This is a genomic window from Sanguibacteroides sp. AM78-02pH3A (assembly GCF_027666085.1).
Classification (GTDB): Bacteria; Bacteroidota; Bacteroidia; order Bacteroidales; family Marinifilaceae; genus Gabonibacter; species Gabonibacter massiliensis.
On the sequence record NZ_JAQEHX010000021.1, the window covers coordinates 1 to 2,060 of the forward strand.

1 protein-coding gene and 1 pseudogene are annotated in these 2,060 nt (G+C 49.3%); both read right to left on the minus strand.

Annotated elements, in window-relative coordinates; genetic code table 11:
- On the minus strand, positions 1–1,787 hold a 1,787-nt coding region (locus tag PGR74_RS14025; protein ID WP_270517379.1), incomplete at its 3' end, for a Gldg family protein.
- Between the two features lie 18 nt (positions 1,788–1,805).
- A pseudogene (locus PGR74_RS14030) lies at positions 1,806–2,060 on the minus strand (ABC transporter ATP-binding protein); the annotation flags it as partial.

The window sequence follows — 2,060 nt, forward strand, 5'->3', positions numbered from 1 at the left end:
CGCCTCATCGTGTTATAGATATAAGAGAAGTCCGCCGCCTCGCGCGTCGGACGCGCAACGATCAAATCCGACTGGAAATTCTCCGTCGGGCGAACAAGAGTTCCAGGAATGAAACGAACGCCGAACGGTTCTACCAAAACATTCGTCACGTCACACCGTTTCGGCTCTCCGGCGATCAGCAAGTTTCCCCCCCGGGCGATGTACTTGTCCAGGTTCACTTGTTCTTCAGCCGTCAACGGTTGACGCGTCTCGGCGATAACCAGAATGTTCACGTCTGCAGGTACCTCCTTGTCGAGCGTCACGCTCTCGAAATCGAAGCCCTGGTTGATCAACGAGTAACGGAAAGGCTTGTCTCGCGTGAACATGCTGTAATCGCGATCCCCTTCCCGCTCCGTGTTACGCTCCCCGTGACCCGTCAAAAAGCCCACCTTCGGCAACTTCATCACGATACGTTTGAAAGCGGCCGAGATCTCCGACTCCCCGGGAAAAATTGTTAAATCATCAAATACCCGCAAGAAGGTCTTTTGACCGTTCTCCCTCTCCAACAAACGAACGAAACGGTTCATTTCCGGCTTCAGGTCGATCTGTTCGCGAATCTGTTCCGGCTTCAATATCCTGTTTGAATCCAACCGGGTAATCTCGATCATTCTTTTACCCATTTGCTCTAAAGTCATATTAGGGAATCTCTTCTCCAGAGCCTTCATATCTTTTACCGAATCATAATAGAAAACGTATTTCATCGACATATCCGGCTTGAAACGAAGATACTGGCGAAAATTACGTCTATCCCAGTTCCGGTACGAGGGCATACCGATCCAGTAATAACGATCCAAAATATTAACATAAGTCGTCATCTTCAATTTACCGTCCATGCGGGCAACGATATCCTGGCTATTTTGCGTCAACGTGTTCTGCTTCGTCTCCGTGGCATCGTAAAATGACATCAAGGAAGGACGGGAAGAGAGGTAACCGATAAACAGGGCAACGAACCATACTCCGGCATATTTACCGAAGTTCACCGCCCACGAACTCTTCTGCCGACAAGCCTGCAAACGAATAACGCTCATGAACAGGAACAAGCCGATCACGATCAGGAAATAGATCACGTCCTCGGAGCAGATCAAACCGCTAACGAATTCTCCGGCACGGCCGGAAATCGCCAGCCAGAACGTGATATCGCGAACGAAATCAAGATCTTGCCATAAGTCTTTCACGTAAGATAGACCGGCTAAAATCGCCAACGTGCCGACAGCGGCAACGATCTGGTAAGAGGTCAGGCTCGACATGAACAAACCGATCGCCGCGTAAGCGCAAATCAAAAGGTACAAGCCCAACATGCCCGAAAGAATTACCGGAATATCGAAATCTTTTACCGCGAAAGCCGCGTAAATCGAATAAATTGTCAAAATACCGATTAAAACGAGAGCGTACACCATCATCGAGGCGTATTTCCCGAGAATGATCTGCCAGTTCGTCACCGGCGAGGAGTAAAGCAATTTGATCGACCCGCTACCCAGCTCCCGGCTCATCAAGCTCATCGTCAACAAAGGGATGTAAAGGTAAAGGTAAGATTGAACGGCCGTGAACAGACCGCGCATGCCGCTGTAAAGACCGAGGGTCACGTTATAATTACCGTAGCCTAAAGACTCCGAACGAACAAAACCGCTCATCAAGTTGGAAAAGGTCATGCTGCATTGAAAGGTAAAGATGATCAGGATCAACCACGCGATCGGCGAGTAGAACAACGTTTGTAATTCCGTCTTCGCTATTTTGTATATTGTCTTCATTGTAAACGTGTTTTAAAATTACTTCTTTGATAACTCCGCGAATATCGCGTCAAGAGAGCTCTTCTCCTGGTAAACCTCCGTCAATCTCCATCCCCGGGAGACACTCGTCTCAACGAGTCGCTCCGTAACCTCCTGGAAATCCGTGTACTGAAGACGATACTTCATCCCTCCCAGCTCTTCCACTCCACTCACGCCAGGGATAGAACGCAACTCCTCTACCGGCGGGGCGGCGACCAGCGTCACTACCAACGTGTTCGGGATGATGTAATTATC